Origin of the sequence: Methylocaldum sp. (assembly GCF_039794385.1) — a bacterium.
Classification (GTDB): domain Bacteria; phylum Pseudomonadota; class Gammaproteobacteria; order Methylococcales; family Methylococcaceae; genus Methylocaldum.
In genome coordinates this window covers 1-23,018 of sequence record NZ_JBDIVO010000039.1, presented here as the reverse complement: position 1 = coordinate 23,018, position 23,018 = coordinate 1, and the positions used below count along the sequence as shown (strand labels likewise).

22 protein-coding genes are annotated in these 23,018 nt (G+C 64.1%); 21 read left to right on the top strand and 1 reads right to left on the bottom strand.

All coding sequences use genetic code 11. The features are described from left to right. The 4 genes from ABJK70_RS05935 to ABJK70_RS05920 all read left to right on the top strand — a co-directional run. On the top strand, positions 1-845 hold an 845-nt coding region (locus ABJK70_RS05935), incomplete at its 5' end, for a TolC family protein (RefSeq protein WP_347257560.1). Positions 846-858: 13 nt separating this feature from the next. Then, positions 859-2,064 (top strand): efflux RND transporter periplasmic adaptor subunit, encoded by a 1,206-nt coding sequence (locus tag ABJK70_RS05930; RefSeq protein ID WP_347257559.1) that lies wholly within the window; start codon positions 859-861, stop codon positions 2,062-2,064. Continuing rightward, positions 2,061-5,240, top strand: a complete 3,180-nt coding sequence (locus ABJK70_RS05925; RefSeq protein WP_347257558.1) for an efflux RND transporter permease subunit — start codon at positions 2,061-2,063, stop codon at positions 5,238-5,240. Before ABJK70_RS05930 ends, ABJK70_RS05925 begins: the two co-directional genes overlap by 4 nt. 102 nt (positions 5,241-5,342) lie before the next feature. Continuing rightward, entirely contained in the window at positions 5,343-5,858 is a 516-nt protein-coding gene (locus tag ABJK70_RS05920; RefSeq protein WP_347257557.1) for a transposase, read from the top strand. A gap of 306 nt (positions 5,859-6,164) precedes the next feature. Here the strand turns inward: ABJK70_RS05920 and ABJK70_RS05915 are convergent, their stop codons facing one another. Beyond that, positions 6,165-6,479, bottom strand: a complete 315-nt coding sequence (locus ABJK70_RS05915) for a heavy metal-binding domain-containing protein (protein ID WP_347257556.1) — start codon at positions 6,477-6,479, stop codon at positions 6,165-6,167. Positions 6,480-6,633: 154 nt separating this feature from the next. Between ABJK70_RS05915 and traL the strand changes: the two genes are divergently transcribed. The 17 genes from traL (at position 6,634) to ABJK70_RS05830 (ending at position 22,995) form a co-directional block, all read left to right on the top strand. Continuing rightward, a complete protein-coding gene (gene traL, locus ABJK70_RS05910; RefSeq protein WP_026608641.1) occupies positions 6,634-6,915 on the top strand; it encodes a type IV conjugative transfer system protein TraL in 282 nt (93 codons plus the stop codon). After that, complete coding sequence (locus ABJK70_RS05905; protein ID WP_086133875.1) at positions 6,912-7,517, top strand: TraE/TraK family type IV conjugative transfer system protein; 606 nt, start codon at positions 6,912-6,914, stop codon at positions 7,515-7,517. The genes traL and ABJK70_RS05905 overlap by 4 nt, the downstream gene beginning before the upstream one ends. After that, positions 7,514-8,422 (top strand): type-F conjugative transfer system secretin TraK, encoded by a 909-nt coding sequence (locus ABJK70_RS05900; protein ID WP_086133874.1) that lies wholly within the window; start codon positions 7,514-7,516, stop codon positions 8,420-8,422. The genes ABJK70_RS05905 and ABJK70_RS05900 overlap by 4 nt, the downstream gene beginning before the upstream one ends. Further along, complete coding sequence (locus ABJK70_RS05895; RefSeq protein WP_347257555.1) at positions 8,419-9,729, top strand: TrbI/VirB10 family protein; 1,311 nt, start codon at positions 8,419-8,421, stop codon at positions 9,727-9,729. Before ABJK70_RS05900 ends, ABJK70_RS05895 begins: the two co-directional genes overlap by 4 nt. Before the next feature lie 59 nt (positions 9,730-9,788). Then, positions 9,789-10,526, top strand: a complete 738-nt coding sequence (locus tag ABJK70_RS05890) for a hypothetical protein (protein ID WP_156881489.1) — start codon at positions 9,789-9,791, stop codon at positions 10,524-10,526. Between the two features lie 22 nt (positions 10,527-10,548). Next, on the top strand, positions 10,549-11,349 hold the full coding sequence (locus ABJK70_RS05885; protein WP_156881488.1) for a DsbC family protein: 801 nt from the start codon (positions 10,549-10,551) through the stop codon (positions 11,347-11,349). Further along, the gene (locus ABJK70_RS05880) at positions 11,346-11,852 is read left to right on the top strand and encodes a TraV family lipoprotein (protein WP_347257554.1); all 507 of its coding nucleotides are present in this window, start codon (positions 11,346-11,348) and stop codon (positions 11,850-11,852) included. The genes ABJK70_RS05885 and ABJK70_RS05880 overlap by 4 nt, the downstream gene beginning before the upstream one ends. A gap of 188 nt (positions 11,853-12,040) precedes the next feature. Further along, positions 12,041-12,472: a TrbC/VirB2 family protein gene (locus tag ABJK70_RS05875; protein ID WP_240506892.1), complete on the top strand. Its 432-nt coding sequence runs from the start codon at positions 12,041-12,043 to the stop codon at positions 12,470-12,472. Between the two features lie 88 nt (positions 12,473-12,560). After that, positions 12,561-12,746 carry an RRXRR domain-containing protein gene (locus ABJK70_RS05870; protein ID WP_086133869.1) on the top strand — a complete coding sequence of 62 codons (186 nt, stop codon included), beginning with the start codon at positions 12,561-12,563 and terminating at the stop codon, positions 12,744-12,746. Next, entirely contained in the window at positions 12,743-15,151 is a 2,409-nt protein-coding gene (gene traC, locus ABJK70_RS05865) for a type IV secretion system protein TraC (protein ID WP_156881486.1), read from the top strand. The genes ABJK70_RS05870 and traC overlap by 4 nt, the downstream gene beginning before the upstream one ends. Continuing rightward, positions 15,141-15,458 (top strand): hypothetical protein, encoded by a 318-nt coding sequence (locus ABJK70_RS05860; RefSeq protein WP_156881485.1) that lies wholly within the window; start codon positions 15,141-15,143, stop codon positions 15,456-15,458. The genes traC and ABJK70_RS05860 overlap by 11 nt, the downstream gene beginning before the upstream one ends. Then, a complete protein-coding gene (gene lepB / locus ABJK70_RS05855; RefSeq protein WP_347257553.1) occupies positions 15,439-15,987 on the top strand; it encodes a signal peptidase I in 549 nt (182 codons plus the stop codon). The genes ABJK70_RS05860 and lepB overlap by 20 nt, the downstream gene beginning before the upstream one ends. Then, the gene (locus ABJK70_RS05850) at positions 15,974-17,158 is read left to right on the top strand and encodes a TrbC family F-type conjugative pilus assembly protein (RefSeq protein WP_347257552.1); all 1,185 of its coding nucleotides are present in this window, start codon (positions 15,974-15,976) and stop codon (positions 17,156-17,158) included. Before lepB ends, ABJK70_RS05850 begins: the two co-directional genes overlap by 14 nt. Further along, positions 17,155-18,231 (top strand): TraU family protein, encoded by a 1,077-nt coding sequence (locus ABJK70_RS05845; protein ID WP_347257551.1) that lies wholly within the window; start codon positions 17,155-17,157, stop codon positions 18,229-18,231. The genes ABJK70_RS05850 and ABJK70_RS05845 overlap by 4 nt, the downstream gene beginning before the upstream one ends. Before the next feature lie 3 nt (positions 18,232-18,234). Beyond that, the gene (gene traN, locus ABJK70_RS05840; RefSeq protein WP_347257550.1) at positions 18,235-20,961 is read left to right on the top strand and encodes a conjugal transfer mating pair stabilization protein TraN; all 2,727 of its coding nucleotides are present in this window, start codon (positions 18,235-18,237) and stop codon (positions 20,959-20,961) included. A gap of 58 nt (positions 20,962-21,019) precedes the next feature. Continuing rightward, on the top strand, positions 21,020-21,970 hold the full coding sequence (locus ABJK70_RS05835) for a hypothetical protein (RefSeq protein ID WP_086133862.1): 951 nt from the start codon (positions 21,020-21,022) through the stop codon (positions 21,968-21,970). An 11-nt stretch (positions 21,971-21,981) separates the two neighbouring features. Next, positions 21,982-22,995, top strand: a complete 1,014-nt coding sequence (locus tag ABJK70_RS05830) for a S49 family peptidase (RefSeq protein ID WP_347257549.1) — start codon at positions 21,982-21,984, stop codon at positions 22,993-22,995. Positions 22,996-23,018 lie beyond the last annotated feature (23 nt).

The window sequence follows — 23,018 nt, the reverse complement described above, 5'->3', positions numbered from 1 at the left end:
CGGAGGCGAAGCTCCAGGTCGAGGTCGCCGAGCGATCGATCCAAGAGCGCCGTACCATCGTCGAATTGGTGCGCGGCCGTTTCGCGCGGGGACTCACCCGCGGCCTCGATCTGCGCCTCGCGCTCACCGATCTGGCCAATGCCGAAGCCCAGCGGGCGGCGGCGCGCAACCGGGTTCAAACGGTTACTCGCCTGCTGGAAGTGTTGCTGGGACGCTATCCGGCGGCCGATCTGACGACGAGGGCGTCCTTGCCCGATCCGCCCGCGCCGGTGCCGGCGGGAATGCCCTCGGCACTGCTCGAACGACGCCCGGATATCATCGCCGCTTTCGACCGACTGCGCGCGGCCGATTTCCGGGTGGAGAGCGCGCAAAAGGCCCTCCTGCCGCGTATCGCCCTGACCGCGACCGGAGGAACCCGCAGCCCGGCCTTGACCGAACTGGTCGATCCTCGCGCGGTGGTCTGGAATGTCGCGATCGGATTTCTGCAGCCGCTCTTCACCGGCGGCCGGCTCAAGGGCGAGATCCGGCTGAACCAAGCCCTGGCGGAAGAAGCGCTCAATGTGTACAAAAATACGGCGCTCGACGCCTTCCGCGAGGTGGAGCAACCGCTCGCCGCCGAGGAATGGCTGAGGGATCAGGAGCGGGCGCTCGGGGAAGCCGTCGAGCAAACCGAGGCGAGCCGGAAGCTGGCCGTTTATGCCTATCGCCACGGCTTCATCGAAATCCTGACGCTGCTGGACAGCTATCGCAGCACCTTGAACGCGCAAAGCGCCCATCTCGCCGCCAAGCGGCAATTGCTCAACAACCGCATCGGTCTGTATTTGGCGCTGGGAGGTGATATTTGAACCGCGTGAAACCATGCTGAAAATCCTCCTTCCGATCCTCGTATTGCTGACCGGCGCGGTCGGCGCCTTCGCCATTGTGGCTCACCGGCCCACGCTCGGGGTCCAAGCTCCCCGCGCGGAACCGCCGTTGGTCTCGGTCGTCCGAGCCGAGCCGCAGACCGTCCGATTGAACGTTCGTTCGCAAGGTATCGTCACGCCCCGCACCGAAATCGACTGGGTGGCGGAGGTAGCAGGCAAGGTGATGCGGCTCCACCCGGATTTCATCGCCGGCGGCTTTTTCGCGGCGGGCGAGACGTTGGTGAGCCTCGATCCCCGCGACTACGACCAAGCCGTCGCCGCCGCCGAGGCGCGATTAGCCGAAGCTCGGCGCCGGCTCGCTCAGGAAGAGGCCGAAGCCGAACAGGCCCGGAGCGAATGGCAGGCTCTCGGCGAAGGCCGTCCGACGCCACTGACTCTGCACGAGCCGCAACTGGCCGAAGCCCGCGCCAAGCTGAAAGCCGCCGAAGCCGAACTGATCAAGGCGCGCTTGAACCGCAGCCGGTGCGAACTGCACGCTCCATTCGCCGGGCGGGTGTTGGCCAATCACATCGGCCTCGGCCACTACGTGCAGCCTGGCGAGACCTTGGCACGGATCTATGCCACCGATGTGGTCGAAGTCCGATTACCGGTCTCGACCGAACAGCAGGCTAATCTCGACCTGGACTTCACGCGGCGCAACGCCGATCGCCGTCCAGGTCCTACGGTGTGGCTGGCGGCCGCTGTCGGCGGTGTCGAACAACGCTGGGAGGGTCTCATCGTGCGCAGCGAAGCACGGGTCGACGACGCCACTGGTCTATTGCACGTGGTGGCTGAAGTTCCGGAACCGTACGGCCCCAAATATGCTCAGCCCCTCTTGCCCGGCATGTTCGTCAAGGCCGAGATCGAAGGCCGGGAACAATCTGGCGTGTTTGTCCTGCCGCTGGGCGCCGTCAACACCTCTCAGGAAGCGCTGGTGGTGGATGCCGAGCGGCGTCTCCATATCCGCCGCCTGACGGTGCTGCGCAGCGAAGCCGATCGGGTCTTGGTGGGCGGCGGACTGGCCGCCGGCGAAGTCGTGATCACCGGCGGCGTCCAAGTCGCGGTGGAGGGCATGGCGGTGAGGTTTGAGGCTGGAGACTCGAGTCCCGAGGCCGGAGAGAAAGTCGGCAGGATCATGCCCGATACGGGCGGAAACCAATGACCACGCGCTCTCCAGCCTCCGATTTGCGGTCTCAAGCCTCGTTTGACGGCCTCATTGCCTGGTTCGCCGCCAATCCGGTCGCGGCCAATCTTCTGATGTTGCTGATCTGGCTGGGCGGCATCGTCAGCCTCTGGGTGCTTGACCAGGAAGCGCTGCCGCCGATCCGCACCGATACCGTCGAAATCGTCGCGGCCTATCCCGGCGCCGGCCCTGCGGAAGTGGAACGAGCGGTGTGCATCCCCTTGGAACGGGCGGTGTTCGATCTACCGGGTGTGAAGCGACTAACCAGCGAAAGCTCCGAAGCGAAATGCACCGTGCTCGCCGAGGTGGCGGACGGCTATTCGATGCCGGACCTGATCTCGGCCGTCCGCAGCCGTACCCAGGCGGTTCCCCAGTTGCCCAAGGCGGTGGACCGCATCGAAGTGCGCGAGAAGGAGTTGGGCGGTTTCGTCATTAACGTAATTCTGCACGGCCCCGCCAGTGACCTGACCCTGAAGCGGTTGGGCGAGGGGATACGCGATGACCTCCTGCGCATTCCCGGTGTGGTGCGGCTCGGCGATTTCACGGCGGAGGCACCGTACGAGGTGGCGGTGCAGGTGTCCGCCGCCCGTTTGCGGCAGTTGCAGCTTACTCCGGCGGAAATCGCCGACGCGCTGCGCCGGACCTCTCTGGATCTGCCCGGCGGCGAGCTCAAATCGCCAATGGGGGAAGTGCTGCTGCGCGCCCGCGGCAAAGCGGAAGACGGAAAGACCCTGGCGAGCCTTCCGGTTGTGGTTCGGCCGGACGGCAGCCAGATCCGGCTCGGCGACATCGCCGTCGTATCCGACGGACTGGCCGAGCAGTGGGCGGAAGCGCGCTTCCAGGGCGAGCCGGCGTACGGCGTGGAAGTGTACGCGCGTCACGATGTGGTGGCGGTGGCGGAACGGGTCAAGGCGTATGTGGCCGAGCGCGCGCGGCGATTACCGGAAGGTCTGCACCTGTCGACCTCCTGGGACATGTCGGTGTCCTTTGCCCAGCGGGTCGACACCCTGGTGGAGGACGGACTGTCCGGGTTCCTGCTGGTTTTCGTCGTGCTGGTGCTGTTCTTGCGCGCCCGCGTCGCCTGGTGGGCGGCCATGGGCATTCTCACCTCGGTGCTCGGTACGCTGTGGCTGATGGCGATGCTCGATATTTCCCTGAACATGCTGTCCCTGTTCGGCTTCCTGCTGGCCATGGGCGTGCTGGTGGACGATGCCATCATCGTCGGGGAGGCGGTGCACGTGGAGCAGGGGGCCGATATGAGGCCGAAGGCCGAAGGACATGACCGGGACGGGCCCGTGCCCGATGTGTCCTCCGGTCTCGAGCCGCCGGGTTCAAGTCTCGATTCAAGCCTGACGGGAGCCGTGCGCGGCGCGCAAAGCGTCGCTCAGCCGGTCGTCCTGGCGGTTCTGACCACGGCGGTCGCTTTTCTCCCCGGCCTCTTTCTCCCCGGCTGGGCGGGACAGATGATAGGGCCGATCTGTCTGGTGATGATCCTGACCCTGACGCTCTCGTTGGTGGAAGCCTTGCTGATCCTGCCGAGCCATCTGACCGTTCCGCCTTCGCGCCGCTCCGTACCGGGCCTTCTCGACCGATTGCGCGGCGTGACGAACCGCGGCGTGAATGGTTTCGTGAGGCGCATTTACGGGCCGTTCCTGATGCGCGCGCTGCAATGGCGCTATTTGGTGCTGTCCTGTTTTGCCGTGCTGCTGGTGCTTTCAGGTACCCTGGTTGCGGGCGGCTACCTTCGGCTATCTTTCGAGGCGGATGCGACCCTGGATAGCGTATCGGCCCGTCTGGCTCTGCCGCCGGGCCTCCCTTACGCCGAAATGCGGGCACTCGCCACCCGCGCCGAACAGGCGCTGTTCAGCTTGCGCGATGATCTGGATCGTAAGCAGCCATCTGGCAGCCCCAGCGTGGTGGCTAGCTTGGAAACTTCGATCCATCCCGAATGGACCGGGCTGTGGGTGGAAATCGCGCCGCATGCCCGCGAACACCTAGTGATCGACGACTTCGTCCGCGAATGGCGCCAGCGCATTGGCGATCTCGGTCGAGCGAAGATTGACTTCATCTACAGACAGGGCGATCTGCCCTACGACCTCGAAATCGACCTGAGCGATACCGACTCGACCCGCCTGGCGCAAGCCGCCGGCGAGCTAAAACGCCGGCTTGCCGGCTATTCCGGCGTGTTCGACGTGATCGACTCTGCCGAGCCGGGCAAACCGGAATTGCGGGTAACGCTGAAGCCCGAGGGCGAACGGCTGCGTCTGACGCTCAAGGATGTGGCCGAGCAGGTGCGCGGAGCCTATTTCGGTGAGGAGGTGCAACGCTTCGTGCGTGGTCGCGAAGAGGTCAAGATAATGGTGCGCCTGCCCCAGGACGAGCGGCGATCCCTCGATACGCTCCGGGTTTTACCGATCAAGCTGCCCTCGGGCGCCCACGCTCCGCTCGGATCGGTGGCGGACGTGACTTTCGAACCCGGGCAGGCACGTATCGACCGGCAGGATCGCCGCCCCGTTCTCAAGGTGCAGGCACGGGTGGACCGGCAGCAAGCCGATGTGAACGCTATTTACGCCGACCTGGACCAGAACCACCTGCCCGTGCTGAGGGAACAGTTTCCGGAGCTCCGCGCCGAATTCGGCCAGGAACATCGGGACCAGCAGGCGGCGCTGTCGTCGCTTTGGCGCAACGCCCTGATCGCGTTGGTGATGATCTATGCGCTGATCGCCGTACCGTTCCGGTCCTATCTCACCCCATTGATTTTTCTGCTGGCCGCGCCGGTCGCTTGGTGCGGGGGTGTACTGGCGCACTGGTTGGCCGGCCTGCCTTTGTCCATGGAATCCCTGGTGGGCATGATCGCCGCCAGCGGCGTGGTGGTGAACGACAGCTTGGTGCTACTCGACTACATCAAGGAGCGAGGAGAAACCGATCAGCCGGTATCGGAACTCATCCTGGAAGCCTGCACCGTCCGTTTCCGCCCGATTCTGCTGGCCTTTCTCACCAATTTCGCCGGGTTCCTGCCGACGGTGCTGGAAACCAGCGCGCAAACCCAGTTCCTGATTCCCATGACCTTGGCCCTCTCGGCCGGCTTGTTGGCGGGCATGGCCGCGAGCCTCGTCCTAACGCCCGTGTGTTATGCGATTTTGGGAAAGTCATGATAAGGCCGATTCGCGCGGATATTTCGCCGCAGGGCGGGCGGCACAGTGTTGAAACACACCTAAAATCAGGTTGTTAAAAAGATTTGGTGGGGATCTGCGCCGATGTCCAAGTGTACGGCGGAAACGCTGGACGTTGGACGCTTGGGAAGGCGTGTCATTGAGACGAATTTTTCGGGTGGTGTCATCAGCTCAGATGGGGGACTAATGTTGCTGCGCCAGATCGACCGGCGGATTGGCTTGTCGAAAGCCGTGGCGGAGGTGTTGCATGATCCCCGCGATTCGAAGCGGATGGTTCATCATCCCATGCGGGATTTGATCGCTCAACGGCTTGATGGCCCGTGTTGCGGTTATGAAGATCTCAACGACCACGTTTGCCTGCGACACGATCCATTGCTGCAGACGGCGGTGGGCAAGGTGACGGAACTGGCCAGCAGCCCCACGCTTTCCCGGTTGGCGACCCTTGCCGATGGGGTGGCCCTGAACCGGGTGCCGATCGAGCCGCTCATTGCCTCTCAGCCGCGGGCGCCGCGCGGAATCACGCTCGACATCGACGCCTCGGACGTATCCTTGCACGGCGATCAGCAGCTTACCCAGAGTCACAGCTATTACGACCCCTAATTGCTATCTGCCGCTGCATATCTTCGGCGGTCAGGCCCTGCTGGTCTGTCTGCTGCGGCCCAGCCGGACTGATGGCGCGAAGCATTCGGGGCCGTGATCAAACTGTGGGTGACGCGCCTGCACCAGGCGTGGCCGAATGTCTGGATCATGGTCCAGGGCGATTACAGCTTCTACCGAGGAGGCTCTTGCGCGGGTGTGAACGGCTTAAGGTGGCATATTGTGTCGGCATGGCTCGCCGTGCCCGGCTGCACAAAGCGGTCGCGGCCAGGGAAGCCGAACTGGCCACCGGTTTTGCTGAGACCCACGTCAAACAGCGCCTGATCCGGGAGTTCCACTGCAGTGAAATATCCAGGCTAAACCAGCAGAGTCCCTGCCGACCGAAACGCCGATGACGGCGTTGGCGCCGGCGGCCCCCGCTCGCTCGACCATCTGTAACAGCGCCCGTTCGCGGGCTTCCTCCAAACCTTTCTCATACCCCCGGCTCCGTCCGCCCCAAACGTTCCGGAACGCGGCGAAGAGATCGCGGACGACGTCCATACCTTCCACGGCAACGCCGGACACGACGCCGAGATGCTCAGTGATTCGGAAACCCACGAGGGCCGGGGTGGTGGCGACGATCATGAAGAGCTTCTCCGACGGAAACGACGTGAGTCGATTATGACCGCGAAAAAAGCGTCCGACGCTGCACAAAGTTCTGATTTCGGCGATTTAATGCAACGCCGCTGCGGTTCAGTTTCGCCAGAATAGGGCCATCCGATTCGAAAGGAGGTCCTCCGTGGAACCCGTCTCGCTCCCGAAATACATCGACGACCCCATTCATCTCATCTTGTGGCCGGCCGACGAAATGGCCGCGTTCGTCACCTGCCTGATCGGCGGCATGCTGATCGGGCAACTAATCCTCGCCGTGGCGATCGGCGTGATGGCGGTCAAGTTCTACCGCCGCTTTCGCGACAACCGGCCGGACGGTTATCCCCTGCATGCCGCCTACTGGCTGGGCCTGCTGCCGAGCCGGGCGGTCACCATCCCGAATCCGTTCATCCGGAGGTATCTGCCGTGAGATTGTCGGACTTCCTGAAAACCTGGCACGGCATCGAAGCCGAGAACCGGTTTGGCCGCCTCGTCATCCTGGGGCTGCTCGCGATCGGCGTGATCACCTCGCTGGCCGCCTGGCGTACCGAACGCAGCATCGTGCTCGTGCCGCCGACGCTCACGCACGAGGTGGACATCACCCGCTCGAAGGCCTCCGGCGAGTACAAGGAAGCCTGGGGACTGTATCTTGCCGAGCTGCTCGGCAATGTGACGCCGGCGACAGCCGACTTTCTGAAAGAAGCCATCGAGCCGATTCTGGCCCCAAGCATCTACCGCACCGTGCTCGACGCCATGGCCGAGCAGATCAAGGCGATCCAGATGGACCGGGTGACGATCAGCTTTCGGCCGCGCCAGGTGTTGTTCGAGGAAGAGACCAACAAGGTGTTCGTCTCCGGCGAACTGACTAGCCAGGGACCGAATAGCCATCCGGACGTCCGTCGGCGCACCTACGAATTCGTGCTCAGCATCAAGAACTACCGGCCTCGGCTGGACTACATCGACGTCTACCCGGACGAGCCGAAGACCCTGCAACGCTTGAAAGCGACGTCGAACACAGAGGGCAAGTCATGAGCGCCAAGACGCGAAACCTAAACCGCCTCGCGTTCGCCCTCCTGGCGAGCCTGTCCCTGCCGCTCCGCGCCGAACCGGACCCCGCCCAGGCGGTGGAGCTCCTGCCGGTATCGGCAAGGGCGCTGCAAGACGCCGTCGGCCATGCCGGGGACGCTGACACGGCGACGCTGACGCCGGAGACCGTGCTAGTGTCGCCCGGCGTCAATGAATTGCTGCCGGTCGCGCTCGGCCATCTGAACCGGATCGTCACGCCGTTCGAGCACCCGGTGGTGACGACCGTCAGCACGGCGCAGACCCAGACCAAGGGCCGGATCGTGTATGTCGCGCCCGCCGACGAGGCGCCGGTGACCCTCTATCTGACGCCGGGCGACAACCAGGATTTCGCGCTGTCGCTGACCCTGATCCCGAAACGGATCCCCGCACGGGAAATCCGTCTCAGCCTCGCCCCGGCATCGTACAAGAAGCTGGGCAAGCTGCAGCGCCAAGCGCAATCCGGGGTCGGGCCAGCAGGACCCGATCAGCCGGCGTATGTGGCCCAGCTGAAAGCGATCTTTCGCGAACTGGGGCTGCAACGGACGCCGCGCGGCTTCGACCTGCGGGAGCCGGACCTCTCGGAAGCGATCCGGTGCGGCCAGCCGGCGCTCACGACCCGTACCGGGCAGGCCCTGGAAGGCCACGATATGGTGATCCTGGTCGGCGTCGCCACCAACGGCGGACGCGAAACGATCGAGATCGACGAGCGGACATGCGCCGATCTCGACGGCGACGTTCTGGCGGTGGCTGCCTGGCCCAAGGTGGTCCTCGCGCCCGGTGAGGCCACCGAACTGTATATCGCGCGACGGCGGGCACCCGATGAGGAAACCACGGCGCGGCCCTCTCTGCTGACGGACGGAGCCCACCAATGAACGGCGTCGTGCGGAGTTGGTGGGCGGCCTTGACGCCTACGGCCAAACGCAACCTTTCGGTCGCGGGGTTCGCTTCCGCCGGGCTGGCCGGTGTGGTGGGACTCGCCCTGCTGGCGCCCGAGGTGGCCCAGCCGGTCAACAAACAGGCGGTGGTCAAGCATATCCTCACCGACACCGATCCCCGCGCCCTGGGCCTCGACGGGCTGGCCGCGCAGTTGCGGGAGCAGTCGCGGCAGTTTGCGGAATTCCGCCAAAAACTCCAGACCATCGAGGAGCAGCAGAAATCCCAGCGTCTGTCCGACGAGGAGCGGTTCAAGCGCTACACGACCGCGGAGCGCCAAGCCTATGAAGAGCGGATGAAAGCGCTCGCCGCCGAGGTCGATGCCCTCCGCAACCCGCCGGGAAGCGCCGAAGGCACGGCTTCGGAAAAACGGCCCCAGCGGCCGGCCCGTCCGAGCCGGGGTCCGGGCGATCGCGACGATCTCAATGCCGTGTTCGAGCAGGCGTCGCGCGCGCCGGCGGGACCCGCGTACGGCGCCGGGGCGTCCACCGGACGGCCGGTCCAGAATGCGCCGGCCGCGCCGCTCCAGATCCGGGTGATCAAGGACGATACCCTAGCGACCGCCTCCAACGCCCTGCCGACGCCCTCCGTTCAGCATCCGCCGGTGTTCATCCCCGCCGGCAGCATTCTGAGCGGCGTGCTCCTCAACGGCATGGATGCGCCGACCGGACGGAAGGCGCAGAAGCAGCCGATGCCGGTTCTGGTACGGGTGAAGCAGGAGGCCATTCTGCCGAACCGCTTCCGGGCCGACGTTCGGGAGTGCTTTCTGGTGTCGGCGGGCTACGGCGACCTCAGCGCCGAGCGCGCCTACATCCGGAGCGAAACCTTTTCCTGCGTCCGCGACGACGGCGGCGTGATCGAAGTGCCGCTCGACGCCTACGCCACCGGCGAGGACGGCAAGACCGGCATCCGCGGGCGCGTAGTCGAAAAGCGCGGCCAGCTTCTGGCCAACGCCCTGGCCGCGGGATTCCTGAGGGGCTTTTCCGACGCCTTCGGCCGCAATCAGATCCCGGTCATTTTGACCGGGGGCGCGGGTTTGGCCGGGGGCGCCGCCCCGTTCCAGCGCGCCTTCAGCCAGCAGGCGATGGAAGGCGGGGCGCTCCGGGGCGCGGGCTACACGATGGACCGGCTGGCGCACTACTACATGGATCTGGCCGAGAACCTGTTTCCGGTCATCGAGGTCGACGCTAGCCGCAAGGTCAGCTTCATCGTGCAGAAAGGCACGACTTTGAAGCTGAATCATTGAGTTGAGTCGCCGCCGACCCCGAAAGCCGTTTTGGCTAAACAAACACGGAGTATCCATGCATGTACAACTTCAAACGCTGGGCGCTGACCACCATGCTAGCGGTCGTCGCCGTTCTGATGTTCTCGTTTTTTTGGAGGGCTGATCGCGGGTGGCTGGATCTGTTGACCATCTCAGCATTGACGGCGGCGGCCAGCGTGGGCCTCAACTATTGGCTGGATCAGCAGAGCGCGGCCTATGCCCGACGCATTGCCGCCGGCAACACCCTGACCTGGGACGTGTTGATGAACGGCGTGAAGATCGGCACCGTGACCGATGCGCAGTACGCCGCGATGCAGCGGTCCGCTTTCCGAGACTACCGAAACGCGGTGGCGCAGTTGCTTAACTTCGGTCACATGGTCTTGGTCGCGCTCGGCAAGCTGGTCATCGTGGTGCCTGGTCTGGCGTTCTGGATGGCAGCCGGCACGGCGCTTTCCCCACCGGAATCGTCCGTCGAGATAGTGCGGGAGGTTCACAAAGCCGATCCGGCCACGATCGCCTCGGCTATGCGCTCGCTTCTAGACGCTGCCGTCGCGGTGTCGGTAATAGTCATCCCCATGACGGCCATCATGGGGTTCCGCTTCGGCTTCAGGAACTACTATTCGGCAGCCGTCGCACGGATGCTGCGCATGCACTGCGGCACACCGGCCGAAGGGGACATTCATCTGTACCGCATGGTTTTGGGTGCCGAATTGCCGAACCAAAGTGCGTGTTTTGGCCATTTTTTGCAGCGCCGGGACAGCCGCAACCCGTTAATCTGACGCCAACAACGAGGATTTGCTCATGACTTCGACATCCCTCCGATCGACCCTGTCTCTTCTTCCGGTGCTCGGCGCTCTGAGCGGGCCGGCGGCCGCCGGCGACGGTCTGCCGATGACGGCGGCCTTGCCGGCGGTGGACCTCCTGAATGTCAAGATCGACGGCCTGAAGGCGTTGCCCATCTCGGGGCTCCAGATGGTCAAATCCGGCGACCGGACGTTCTTTCTGTCGCCGAACGGCCGGTTCGTGTTCCAGGGCACCGTCACCGACGTGTGGAACCAGGTCAAGATCGAGACCCTGGAGGATGTGGACCGGATCGCGAACCGCATCGATCTCGCCCGGATGAAACTGAAGCTCGACGATCTGGGACCCGTGACCTACGGCACCGGCCGGGAACAGGCGGTGGTGTTCGTCGATCCGCGCTGCCCGTACTGCGCCAAGGTGCAGCATCAGATGGAGGCCCTCAAGGACCGTTACACGTTCCAGCTGGTTTCCGTGCCGGTCCTGGGGGCGGAATCGCAAAGCCTGGTGGTCAGACTCGGTTGCCTCCTGCAAACCGGGGCCAGGGATCAGGCACGCGATGCGCTGATGCATCAGCGCTACGACGGGATTCCGGCCGAGGTAGGCCCGGACTGCGATCGCACGCCGATGCAGAAAGCATTGGTAACGGCGCACCTGTTCGGGATCGACGCGGTACCGTTCCTGATCGCGCCGGACGGGCGCACGTTCAAGGGAGCGCCGGACGACCTGGCCGGTTGGCTGGCCGGGGAGGCGGCCGCGCGCGTTGAACGGGCCTTACCGAACGTCAAAGGGGGCCGCTCATGAGACGGCTCGCACTCGTCGCCATCGCGGTGGCGCTGAGCGGTTGCGCCGCCAAGTATGGCTGCAAGGGCATGCCGAACGATCCCGTCTGTCTGTCCACCACCGACGCCTATAAGGCCTCGAACCATTCGGTTTCGCCGCCGTCATCGGGCGATGCCCGAAAGAAAGGAAAGGAAGTGCGTGCCGCGCCCGCCGACGTGGCTCCGGCGCGATGGGCGCGGGCTCCGTACCCGAAGATCGACGACCCGACGCCGATCCGGACCCCGTCCCGCGTCATGCGGGTCTGGATCGCTCCGTGGGAGGACGCCGAGGGCGATCTGATGGTGTCGAGCTACATCTACACGGAACTCGAGCCGCGCCGCTGGATGATCGGCCCGGCGGCGCCGGCGGTCGCGCCGTCGCTGGCTCCCCTTCAGGTCGAACAGCGCCCGACGGAAACGTCGCCGCGAAAATCTGCGGCGGGCACCGGCGTCTTCGTACCTTCGGCCGATACCGACGACGACTAGCCGAACAACACCAGCGCCTCGGTTCAGGGTTTAAGTGACCTGAACCGGGGGGCCGAGGCCTGCGGGCAACCGCGCAAGCCACCGGGGTCACACACGCTCCGAGGACCGGCGGGCAACCGCCTCACCGACCGGGAAGCGATTCCCGAGGATCGGCGGGCAACCGCCTTTCGATATCCACGGAGTTACTTATGAACGTCATGTGCAATCGAATGCTGTGCATTCGAAAGAAGGTGTCGGGCTGGATCGGGAAGCTGTTCGGAGGATCCAAGCCCAAAACGGTTCGCGACCCGATCCAGGGGTTCCGGCCGAGCGCCACGCCGCCTCGGCGACACACGACCACGGTGGCGCTACTGACCCTCGTCGCCCCGTTCCTCGTCCTCCTCGCGCCCGAGGCCATGGCCGGGGCCGGCGGCGCCGAGTTCAACGACATCTACGCCACTCTGACCGGCTGGGTCTCCGGCATTCTCGGCCGGGTCATCGCGATCTGCTTCGTCATCGTCGGTCTGGTGGCCGGGGTGGTTCGCGGCAGCATCATGGGATTCGTCATGGGCGTGGCGAGCGGCGTCGGCCTGTTCGCGACCCCGACTATCATCGACAACATCGTGACGGCGGTCATTTAAACCGTCAGGAGGTGCATTGCTGAAAACGGCTCCGGCGCGCGCTTGGGCGTGCGCCGGGCCCTTCGAGAACGCGACAGGATCGAATCGTATGTCCACGGTACAGGTCATCGACCGGAACGGACAGCCGTTAAAGCCGTGCCATCCGGCGCGTGCCCGTCAGTTGGTGAAAGGAAACCGGGCCAGGGTGGTTGCCCTCAAGCCCTATACGATCCAGCTGACATCGCCGCCGTCCACGCGTGACAACGGCCACCATATGCCAACGGAGACGCCATGAAAATTCCCAAAGTCCACCGGGTGGATGAGCTCTTCACCACCCTGGCCTACGATCCCGACGAGAAACTGTTTCTCCACGCGGATCAGTCCTTGAGTTTCGGATTCCTCTGCCGGCCCCTGACCGGCGCCGACCCGAATCTGCCGTCCCGCGTCAATGTTCTGCTGAACCAGGATTGGCCCACCGATACGCTCCTCCAGGTCAGTCTCTGGACCTCGCCCGACATCGAGGAGTCCCTCGCGGTGATGAAGGCACGCCGTCTCCGGCAGACGCAAGCGACCTATCAGGCCATGACCGAGGCCGCCGTCGAGTTTCTCCGGAACGGAACCGAGGTCCCGCCGGAAACGGTGTCCGGCGCGCGCCTTCGCCGCACCCAGGTGATCGTCGCCGTCAAGCTCCCCATCGTGGCCCCCAGGCCGAGCCTGCAGGATCTGGCCCGCGCGGCGGAACTCAGGATGGCGACGGAACAGTCGCTTGCGACCATCGGCCTCCTACCCGAGGCGCTCGGCAACGATCTCTACGTCCGGACGCTCTCGACGATCCTCAATTGGGGCGACCAGGCCGGCTGGAAGGACCGGATCATCCCCGAGTGCGATATCCGGCAACTCATCCGCGATCAATTGTTCGACTACGACACCGACCTCCGCACGGACGAGCGGGGTCTCTGGCTCGGGCGGAAACGGGTCAAGATGCTGTCGGTCAAACGGACCCCCGATCAGATGTATTTCGGCGGCGCCAAGAGCTATTTGGGCGACCTCCTGTCGGGCACGCGCGGCATCCGGCAAAACGTGCTGATCACGGTCACGCTGCACTATCCGGATGCGGAAAGCACCCGCGCGCGGCTCGAGAGCGTCCGCCAATTCATCACCAATCAGGCCGCGACACCGATCGCTCGGTTTCTACCGGTGCTGCAACAGCGGAAGCAAAACTTCGACATTCTGTTCGAGGCCTTCGCCGACGGCGACCGGCCGATCCGCGCCTATTTCGGCCTCGCGCTCTTTTGCAATGAGGCCGAGGAGGCGCAGGCGGTGTCCAATGCGCGGGTGTACTTTCGGGAGCTGGGCTTCCAATTGCTGGAGGACAAGTATTTCGCCTTGCCGTTGTTTCTGAACTGCCTGCCGTTCGGCGCCGAGCGCGCGGCGATCGCTTCGCTCCAACGCTACCGGACGCTGGCGACCCGCCACGCCATTCCGCTTTTGCCCCTGTTCGGCGATTGGCAGGGCACCGGGACGCCCACCCTCAATTTCATCTCCCGGAACGGGGAGCAGATGAGCGTGTCGCTGTTCGACACCACCGGCAACTACAACCTCTGCATCGCTGCGGAATCGGGCAAGGGCAAGTCGTTCCTGACCAACGAGATCATCGCCAATTATCTCGCCGAAGGCGCCCAGGTCTGGGTCATCGACGTCGGCCGGTCCTACGAGAACCTGGCCGAAATGCTCGACGGCGATTTCATCCAGTTCACGCACGAGGCCGTGATCGGCCTGAATCCGTTCCCGCTCATCCAGAATTGGGCGGAAGAGGCGGACATGGTCGCGGGCCTCGTCACGGCGATGGCGGCGCCCACCGAAAAGCTGACCGACTTCCAGACCGCGAGTCTCAAGCGCGTGCTCAAGGATCTCTGGACCGAAAAGGGCCGGGCGATGAGCGTGGACGACGTGGCGGACCGTCTCTGCGCGGAGACCGACCAGCGCGTCGTCGACATCGGGATGCAGCTGTTCCCGTTCACGGCCCATGGCGAGTACGGCCGCTATTTCAACGGACCCAACACCGCCCGGTTTCGGAACGATTTCACCGTGCTGGAACTGGAGGAGCTCAAGGGCCGGAAACACTTGCAGCAGGTGGTCCTCCTGCAGCTCATTTATCAGATCCAGCAGACGATGTTCTTGGGCGAGCGCGCCCGGCCGAAGATCGTCATCATCGACGAGGCCTGGGACCTCCTGACCGAGGGGGACGTTTCCAAGTTCATGGAGCACGGCTACCGGCGGTTCCGGAAATACGGCGGCGCCGCGATCACCATCACCCAGTCCGTCAACGACCTGTACCGGAATCCCGCGGGACGGGCCATCGTCGAAAATTCGGCCAACATGTACCTCTTGGGTCAAAAGGCGGAGGTCATCGACCAATTGAGGCAGGACCGCCGCCTGCCGTTGAGCGAGGGCGGCTATGAACTCCTGAAGACGGTGCACACGCTGCCGGGCGCCTATTCGGAGATCTTCTTTCTCACCGAAATGGGCTCCGGCATTGGCCGGCTGATCGTCGATCCCTTCAAGCGCATCCTGTTCTCCACCAAGCCGCAGGACGTGCAGGCGCTCCGCGAATACCGGCGCCAGGGGCTGAACCTCGACGACGCCATCCGCCGGGTCCTCGAAGCGCGGGACACGCGGGAGCACGCCCATGCCGCGTAAGGTTACCTGGATGCTGGCGATGGTCGTGATCGCCGCCGTGTGCGGCGCGCTGGCCGGCACCCTGACCGTGCGCCAGGCGCTCACCGAACCGCTGGAGCGCCTGGCGCTGACCACCCCGGTTTTCGTCCTCGACCGCGCGGCCGTCATCAAGTCGCTTCCGCCGTCGGCTTCCGAAGCCGAGATTCACCGTACCGTCGCCGCCTTGCGCGAGCAAGCCTCGCGCCTGGGAGCCGCCGGTTACCTCATCATCGACGCCACCGCCGTTCTGGCCGCCCCGGAGGACTTATATGTTCGACCACCGAACTGACGCTTTACCGCTTCACACCGCACCCGCGCGCCGGCGCGTGCCGTTACGCGCCTTCCTGGGACGGGCGCTGCCGCTGCTCGCGCTGATTCTTGCGGCCGAGTATTACCTGGGGCACCGGTTCCGCCTTGGCATCGACGCGCAAAAGGATACCTGCCTCGACGGCGCCCGGATCGTCCTGATCGACACCTACGACCAGAACATCTGGCGCGGCGATCTGGTCGCGTTCCGCGCCGAGCGCATGGCGCCCTATTTCGAGGACGGGCGCACCATCGTCAAGCGTGTGGCGGGCGTCAGCGGCGATCGGGTTCGCGTGGATGAGTTTCATACGATGGTGAACGGCGCGGAGATCGCACGGGGGTTGCCCCACTCGGAAAAGCTTCAGAAGGATCCAGCCGCGTTCCGGCGCGAGGAGACCGTGCCGCCGCGCGCCTATTGGGTGACCGGGACAACCCCGAAGAGCTTCGACTCCCGCTATTGGGGCTACATGTACGACCGTCAGATCATCGGCCGGGCCTATGCGCTGTTTTAAACGCGTCGGGTTTGCTGCGCTGGTTTTCGCCGTATTGCGCCCCGTGGCGGGATGGGCCGAGGAGGACTGGCTGACGCGCTCGCGCGCCATTCTCGAAGCCGCCGGCCAAGCGGAGCGGCCGGCCTGGCTGGACGCTAATCCGCACCGGGACGCGGCCGAACGTCAGGCGCGGGAGACGATGAAGGCTGCGCCGAAGCCGAACCTGCCTGGTCTCGGCACGCCAACGCCCGGCGGGGACGGCCTGTCCGGCCGGCGCATCGTGATCTACGTCTCCGCCGCGATGGGGCATGACGCGCTCAAGGCGCTGTTCGAAGAGGCGGCCGGGCGATCCGATGTGCTGATCGTGTTCCGCGGCCCCCGGCCGGGTCAGAAGATTCCGACCTTCATCGCGGAACTCCGCGACCTCCTGAAGGACCTCGACTCCGCACCGAATGTGGGCCTCGACCCCCACCGCTTTCGAACCCACGGCGTGACTGCGGTCCCGGAAATGATGCTGGAGGAACAGGGGCGGGTGCTCGCCCGTGTCCGGGGCGTCAGCGGGCTCGACTGGTTCCGCCGGCAGCTGGACGCGGGCCGCCGCGGCGACCTTGGCGTCCAGGGGCCGATTGAATCCGTTGCGGAGATCGATCTGATCCAGGAGATGCAGCGCCGCCTGGCGGCGATCGACTGGCAGGACAAGAAGCGCCTCGCGCTGGCGCGCTTCTGGGACCGGGGCCGGTTCGTCGAACTCCCGGAGGCGACGGAGACCCGCGAGCGCAAGGTGGATCTCACCGTGACCGCGCCGCGCGATCTGGTGGCGCCCGACGGCACGGTGATCGTGCGCGCCGGCGACACCGTCAATCCCTTGGAAAAGCGGCCCTTCAGCCTCCGGTTGGTGGTGTTCGACGGGACGCGCCTGGCCCAGATCGAGACGGCACGCCGGCTCGGGCGGGAGGCCCAGAGGAAGCGCGTGCTCTATCTCGCGACGCGCCTTGCGCGGGACGCCGGCGGGACAGCCCTGGCCGAGCTCGAACACCGGCTCGATAGCCCGGTATTCCTGCTCACGCCGGATGTCCGCAACCGTTTTCAGCTGGAGCGGGTGCCTTCGGTAGTGGAAGCGGACGGCAAGATGATCCGCGTGCGGGAGGTTCAGGCCGCGAGTCCGGAAGCGAGAGAAAAGGAGTCCTCATGAAACGGTCCGCTTTCATCCGAAGGCGGGTTAAAGCCCTGGGCCTGGCACTGTTGATAACCGGTCTGTCGCTGGCCAAGACCAATGTGTCGGCAGCCGAGGAGGGGGAGGGGAAAGCCTTGGATCCCCTGTGCCCCGACGCGGAAGTCTGGTCCGGCAAGTTGATCACCGACATCTGCTGGGGCTGCCTGTTTCCGATCCGGATTGCGGGCGGGACCTGGGGAGACGGCGAGGTGCCGGACGGCGTCAGCGACAAGATCCTCTGTGCCTGCGATTCGCCGACGGGGATTCCGGAGCTGGGCCTGACCTTGGGACTCTGGAGTCCCGCCCGGCTGATCGAGATCGTGCGGACCCCGTGGTGCGCGCCGTCCCTGGGCGGGGCGAGGCTGAGTGAATCCGATCTCGCGAGTCTCCGGCTCCTCGGAACAGCGGGGCACGCGGAATACGATGTCAGCGAGACCTCCTTTTACAACTATCACTATTACGCCTTTCCTCTCTACATCCTGCTGGACCTGTTCTGGGACGACCGCTGCAACGTGGACGGGTACCGCGATTTCGACCTGCTCTATGTGTCCGAGCTCGATCCCACCTGGAACGACGACGAACTCGCCTTTTTCACCAACCCCGAGGCCGCGCTGTTCGCAAATCCCCTCGCGGTCGCGGCCTGCGCGGCCGACGGCGTCGCGGCCACCGCCGGCCACCCGATCGATGCGATGTTCTGGTGTGCCGGCACCTGGGGTCACATGTACCCCTTATCCGGGGTGGCCTACACCTCGGCCGGCACCGATCCGCGGATTTCCAGCCTGCTCGCGACCCGCGCCACGGCGGCCCTGCATCGGCGCGGGCTGGCGTGGAAGACGGTCGGCAACGACGCCTTGTGCGGCGGCAACATCTACCCGTTCATGCCGAAGAACCAGTACCGGATGAGTCTTTTCTATCCGGTGGCCGAGACGGACCGCACGCACGCGATCGGCGAAAGCACCTTCCGGTGGGGCGTGGGCCGAACCTATCCCGGGCCCGGCGAAGATCATGTCTATCTCCTGTGGCGCTGGCAGGACTGCTGTGCGGGGATCTGAACCATGACGCCAGCCTGGGTCCGCCGCCATCCCGTCTTCACTTGGCCCCTCGTCGCCGTGCTCAATATCGCGGTCGCCTGGACGCCGTTTGGCCTCGCTTATGGCGATGCGTTCGATGAGGCAGCGAGTCAGGGCCAGACGGCCGGCCGTTCGGCGGTCGAGGCCTTCCACTTTCCGGATCTGAACGAAGCTAATGGCACGCTGACCTTAAATCCGGGCACTGCGCACGAGTCGTCACTCCAGGTCAAGGATCTCTTTCCCGATGCGGATCAGGGCAACCTGAGCGATTTTACCGGGCTGTACGGGGACAACGCCGGCACCGTTGCGGCGGGCCTCGATGCCCAAACGGCGCTCAAGACCGAAGCGACCCAGACCGGCGAAGCGTACCGGACCGTGATCGACGCCGCCCACCGCGCCCATCCGGACCTCAGGAACGATCCGGTCTGGACCAAGACCGACGATGTGCTCGACCACCATGACCTGTTCGCGAAAACGTTCGCCGATTGCACGGCCTCCACGGTCTTCACGGACGATGAATTCGAGGCTCGCTTGCCCGACTACAAGACCTGTGTCCGTGTGCCGAGTCCGCCGTCCGCCTGCACCGCGACCCGGCAGTACACCGTTTCCCAGGACACGGTCGAGGTGAAGCTCGGCACGATTGGCAAGCACAACATTTCCTTTAGCTTCGATTTGAAAAACGGCACAGGCACCTGGTGGAGCGATATCGGTGCAGGCGGCAGCATCGTCGTACCAAAACTCGATTACGCGACCATCTGCGACGGCTCGGCGCCTTACCGGATTCGCCATGTCAAGACCGTGGGCTGGCTGGATTCCGGTCTTTGGAGCAACGACGGCGGTTATCAGGTCGACGATTCGGTCTCGCAGGGCATTGCGCAGATGCCGTCCTGCGAAAACGGCCTGGTGGGCACGTTTTGGCAACACGACGTCGGCGGCGAAAATTGGGTGATGGCCGCGAAGCTGTATTTCAGCGTCGAGCGCATCGAGAAGGTCGAGTGGCTCTGGTCGAATGCGAAATGTCCGGAGCTAGTGAGCGCGGTTCAGGACAACCTGTGCCGGAACACCAGCGTGAGCTGTACCCAAGATCCTGGGATGTACAACGCAGCGCTTCAGCAAAAGTGTTTCGAATACAATGGCGTGCGGATTTGCGAATCGGACCTGCCGGAGCCGTTGTTCCCGCAACTCGGCAAGACCTGCGGCGCCGTCTCGATCGACGCCGAGTGCGATTTCACCGGCGGTGTCGGGTCCTGCTGGACCGACAGCGCGGGCGAACACTGCCTGACGCCGGGCGAGGAGGGCGGACAATCCTGCGAGGCTCTCGAAGCCGAAGGCTGCGCGTTCATCCGTTCGGAGTGCGTGGACGGCGCGAAAGGGGGAGCCTCGGGCGCCTGCTGGCGATCCAGCGACCTCTACGACTGCGGCACGACGCAACCCATTCCGACGCTCCGAAGCGCCAGCAAGCAGACCTGCGCCGGTCCGATCCGCTGCATGGGCGAGGACTGCGTGACCGTGGACCGGACCCAGAGCCAGGATTTCGTCCGGGCGGTGGCGGCTCTCCACGCGAGCCAGCAAATGGCCATGGACACCTTGTGCGAGACCGAGATCAACGAGCAGGAAGGGCAGGGCTTCGAGTTCACGACCTGCCGTGTCTTCAAGGGCGAGGCGCGCGCGTGCAAGATCGCGGGCGGACTGGTCACGCTGGTCGATTGTTGCAACGCGCCGACCTCGACCGACCTCGGCGACTATATCGATCTGTTGTTCGCCGTCGGGCAGCTAGACAGCGCGATCGTGAGGCTCCACAAAGCGAATGGGACGCTGGGCGCGTGGGAGGAACTTCGAAAACCCGTCGTCAGCGTCTGGGACACGCTCGCCGGATTCTACGACCAGGCAGTGAACGCGATCACCGGATCGACCGAGGCCGCGGCGAGCACGGTGGCGAAGGAGGGGCTGATCAGCCAGTTCCAGACGATGCTGATGAAGGAGGTGGCGACTTGGGTCGGGCAGACGTTCGGGGGGGCGGCGGGAAACCTTCTGTTCAGCTATGCCACGACAAACGGGGCTCAATCAGCTTTCACGCCGTCCGGTCAACTCGCCTCCAATTCGGGGGGCACGCTGCAACTCGGCGGCGGCGGCGCCTATGTTGGCACTGCGCTGAACATGATCATGATGGCCTACACCATCTACATGATCGTGGTCATCGTCGTCCAGATCGTCTTCGAGTGCGAGCAGTCGGAGTATGAGCTGGTCGCCCGCAAGGAGCTGAAGAGCTGTACCTACCTGGGCACGTATTGCGAGGAGACGAATGAGTTCGGCGTCTGTTTCCTGCACAAGGAGAGCTACTGTTGCTTCGCGTCGCCGCTCGCGAGGATCCTGCAGGAACAGATTCGCCCCCAACTCGGCATGAGCTTCGGCAAGAAGGAGGAACCCGATTGCAGCGGCATTCCGGTCGAGAAATTGCAGTATGTCGACTGGTCCAAGGTCAACCTCGACGAATGGCTGGCCATCCTGGCAGCCACGGGCCATCTGCCGGACGCGGCGAGCGCCGCCGCGAAACTGAACCTGGATCAGCTGACGGGCGCGGGCAGCCGGCTCAACGTCGACGGCACGCGCCAGAATACGCTGGACCGCAACCGAACCCGGCTTGACGGGCTCGACGTGCCGGCGATCCGCCGCGAGGCCGAGGAACAAGGCTGGGCCTTGGGGCCAAAGTGACGTGTGTTTCCGAACCCTGGGGGCAAAGTGAATTTCAATCCATAGAAGGAGAACGACAGTGGAAAGGTTGTTTTTACGGGGAGCCATCTTGATCGGTTTGTCTTTAGCAAATGCCGGATGCGCGATGTTCGGCCGGTTTCATCCGGTCGACTTTTACGAACGCGATCCGAAATATAGCCTCGCTTTGCAGATCGCGCTCGCAACCGGCCTGACCAGCCCCAACGTCTATACCGGAAAACCCGAGCCGCTCAACGACGTGCCGCGCGCTCAACTGGCCGCGGCGTTGAAGGGCACGGACTCCGGCGCCGCCGGTCGGGAGCTCCTTCATGCCGCAGGCCTTGCTACAGGAGTTCGCAAGTTAACGGGCGCCGGGATCGCGCCGCCTGGTTTTTCACTTGCCGGCGCCGGCGCAATGTCGATTTTGAGTGTGCTCACATCGGCACCCCGAAAACATCCAGTCCTCGAAAATCATATTTGGGTCTGGATGCCGGCAAGCGAGGCGCTAAATCAAGAAGCGGCGGCAGCAAAGTTAAGCGCTCTGCTCTTCGATACCTACATGAAAACGTTGCCAGAGCCGTACCGGTTTGTCCGAACGGAGACCGAACGATACCCCGGACTGATAAGCGATACCGTTGAGACAAATCATGTCATTGAAGGTGGTGAATGTGATGGCCAACGACAACGCTGTTACACGCGTCCGCTTAAGCTGGAATCGCTCAGACCGCTGTCAAAGTCGCCGGAGTGGATCGGTGGTAAGGCCGCTTACTTTGTGGAGGCTTTTGCCGGCGCGTGGTTATTTCATCCGTTGAGAGATGTTCATGATAAACCAGAGGAAAGGATAGCCATTGGCAAAGCCCCCCATCTTCAACGCATGAGCGCCGCTCTCCCCGACTGGGTGTACATCTACAGCGCGCCCACGAACGAACGGCCGTATCCCGTCATCTTCCACCGGGGCGAGACGCTGTATTTCATCGAGCCCGAAAACCAATCCAAGAACCAGGCAAATTGAGGGAGCCCGCGATGACCGACCCGACCAACTTCACCCCGAAGAACCAAAATACATCGGATGACGGCTGGGCGCGTGAGGCTCTGCTACGAATTGTTGAAGAAAACCTGAAGGAATGGCGCCGGTCCCGGCGGTGGCGTTTCGCCTTCAAGGCGCTGTCGTACAGCTTTGTGGCGTTGATGTTGGTAATGACCGCCTTTTCAGGCTGGCAGACGTTCAAAGCGCAGCACAGTCCCCATGCCGCAGTGATCAAAATCATGGGGGAGATTTCAGCCGAGTCCGGAGCCAACGCCGACCGGATTATCCAAGGTATTCGCCGGGCGTTTTCGAACGAGTCAGCGAAAGCGGTCATTCTCGAGATCAATAGCCCAGGCGGGAGCCCTGTCCAAGCGAGTATGATTTTTGAGGAGATTAAAACTCTCAAGGCCGAGCATCCGGAAAAGAGAGTTATTGCAGTTATCGACGATGTTGGAGCGTCCGCAGCGTACTACATCGCGGTGGCGGCCGATCAAATCTACGCCAGCCGGGCAAGCGTCGTCGGCTCGATTGGCGTGCGCATGGATTCCTTCGGGTTCACCGGGCTTATGGAAAAACTCGGCATCGAGCGAAGGCTGTATACCGCGGGGAAATTCAAAGGGATCCTGGATATGTTTACCGAGCCCGAACCTGAGGCCCTGGCCCAAATTCGCGCGACGCTCGCGACCATTCACCAGCAATTCATCGATGTTGTGAAGGAAGGCCGAGGTGAGCGGCTGGCAAACGACCCCAATCTCTTTACCGGGATGTTTTGGTCGGGGGAAGAGGGTCGGAAACTAGGGCTGATCGATGGGTTCGGCGACATTCGGTACGTCGCGGAAACGGTCCTTGGGATGGAGGCATCACTGGATTACACGCCACCGGAAAATCTTCTGACGAGCCTCGGGAAGTTGCACACTGCGGTTTCCAGCCTGCTCAGCGGCCTCGTCAGTCTCGTGACCTCGGCGGAACATCCAGTTGCCTTGCGCAGCATGCTGGGAACTGACTTCTAAGCCGCCTACTCGGCGGAACACCT

Coding starts and splice junctions, on each gene's coding strand:
- ABJK70_RS05930 (WP_347257559.1), top strand. CDS start 859: ATGCTGAAAATCCTCCTTCCGATCCTCGTATTGCTGACCGGCGCGGTC.
- ABJK70_RS05925 (WP_347257558.1), top strand. CDS start 2,061: ATGACCACGCGCTCTCCAGCCTCCGATTTGCGGTCTCAAGCCTCGTTT.
- ABJK70_RS05920 (WP_347257557.1), top strand. CDS start 5,343: ATGTCCAAGTGTACGGCGGAAACGCTGGACGTTGGACGCTTGGGAAGG.
- ABJK70_RS05915 (WP_347257556.1), bottom strand. CDS start 6,479: ATGATCGTCGCCACCACCCCGGCCCTCGTGGGTTTCCGAATCACTGAG.
- ABJK70_RS05900 (WP_086133874.1), top strand. CDS start 7,514: ATGAGCGCCAAGACGCGAAACCTAAACCGCCTCGCGTTCGCCCTCCTG.
- ABJK70_RS05895 (WP_347257555.1), top strand. CDS start 8,419: ATGAACGGCGTCGTGCGGAGTTGGTGGGCGGCCTTGACGCCTACGGCC.
- ABJK70_RS05890 (WP_156881489.1), top strand. CDS start 9,789: ATGTACAACTTCAAACGCTGGGCGCTGACCACCATGCTAGCGGTCGTC.
- ABJK70_RS05885 (WP_156881488.1), top strand. CDS start 10,549: ATGACTTCGACATCCCTCCGATCGACCCTGTCTCTTCTTCCGGTGCTC.
- ABJK70_RS05880 (WP_347257554.1), top strand. CDS start 11,346: ATGAGACGGCTCGCACTCGTCGCCATCGCGGTGGCGCTGAGCGGTTGC.
- ABJK70_RS05875 (WP_240506892.1), top strand. CDS start 12,041: ATGAACGTCATGTGCAATCGAATGCTGTGCATTCGAAAGAAGGTGTCG.
- ABJK70_RS05870 (WP_086133869.1), top strand. CDS start 12,561: ATGTCCACGGTACAGGTCATCGACCGGAACGGACAGCCGTTAAAGCCG.
- traC (WP_156881486.1), top strand. CDS start 12,743: ATGAAAATTCCCAAAGTCCACCGGGTGGATGAGCTCTTCACCACCCTG.
- ABJK70_RS05860 (WP_156881485.1), top strand. CDS start 15,141: ATGCCGCGTAAGGTTACCTGGATGCTGGCGATGGTCGTGATCGCCGCC.
- lepB (WP_347257553.1), top strand. CDS start 15,439: ATGTTCGACCACCGAACTGACGCTTTACCGCTTCACACCGCACCCGCG.
- ABJK70_RS05850 (WP_347257552.1), top strand. CDS start 15,974: ATGCGCTGTTTTAAACGCGTCGGGTTTGCTGCGCTGGTTTTCGCCGTA.
- ABJK70_RS05845 (WP_347257551.1), top strand. CDS start 17,155: ATGAAACGGTCCGCTTTCATCCGAAGGCGGGTTAAAGCCCTGGGCCTG.
- traN (WP_347257550.1), top strand. CDS start 18,235: ATGACGCCAGCCTGGGTCCGCCGCCATCCCGTCTTCACTTGGCCCCTC.
- ABJK70_RS05830 (WP_347257549.1), top strand. CDS start 21,982: ATGACCGACCCGACCAACTTCACCCCGAAGAACCAAAATACATCGGAT.